Consider the following 633-nt stretch of genomic DNA (forward strand, 5'->3'; position numbering starts at 1 on the left):
CACGACGCCCGCTGATGACGCGGGCGTTTTTGCGTTTTGGCTTGTATGTGGGCTTGCGTTTGGGATTGGGTCGCGCGGTGCAATCCGGTCCGCCCGGTGCGCCAGTCCTGCGGGCTTGGGCGCAGATCCTGTGTGCAAGAGTGCCACTGTTTTTGCATGGCTGCACTGCAACAAAGCGTATTTTGTAAGCACAGCGATGCTGTATGTTGGTTTTCAACGAAGCGATGCACCTCCTCCCGCAGAGCTTCGTGTTTCAGGCGACCCACTCCTCCTCCCAGGGGCGCCTGTAGGGACAGCGGCACTCCTCCTCCCAGTCGCTGTTCATCCATTCGAAAAGCCTGCCGCACCTCCTCCCGCGGCAGGCTTTTTCGTTTCTGGGCTATCCTCGAATTATTGGTACGTGTTTTGACGTGGCATGGCGCAGTTGCCGATGATGTCGGGTCGGCTATTCGATGCCGTAGATTCCGGCGAAATTCTTCATCCGTCTGGTCGCCAGTTCGGGGTTGTCGAGCACGTTCGCCTGATCGGCAAGGCGGAAGATATCCGCATAGTGCAGGATCCCCCGCGCTGATTGCATGCCGGCAGGCAGGCTGAAATGGCTCTGGTGGCCGTTCAGCCATGCGAAGAAGACGA

General features: G+C 58.8%; 2 protein-coding genes. Both read right to left on the minus strand.

Going from position 1 to position 633, the window contains the following annotated elements; all coding sequences use genetic code 11:
- Positions 1-266, minus strand: a 266-nt coding sequence (locus PDO_RS28845) for a hypothetical protein (RefSeq protein ID WP_210161525.1), incomplete at its 3' end; no start/stop codon positions are given.
- 179 nt (positions 267-445) lie between these two features.
- A partial coding sequence (locus PDO_RS17025; protein ID WP_007604742.1) for a DUF993 family protein occupies positions 446-633 on the minus strand: 188 nt, incomplete at its 5' end.

The organism is Rhizobium sp. PDO1-076 (assembly GCF_000247475.1).
In the GTDB taxonomy this organism is placed as follows: domain Bacteria; phylum Pseudomonadota; class Alphaproteobacteria; order Rhizobiales; family Rhizobiaceae; genus Allorhizobium.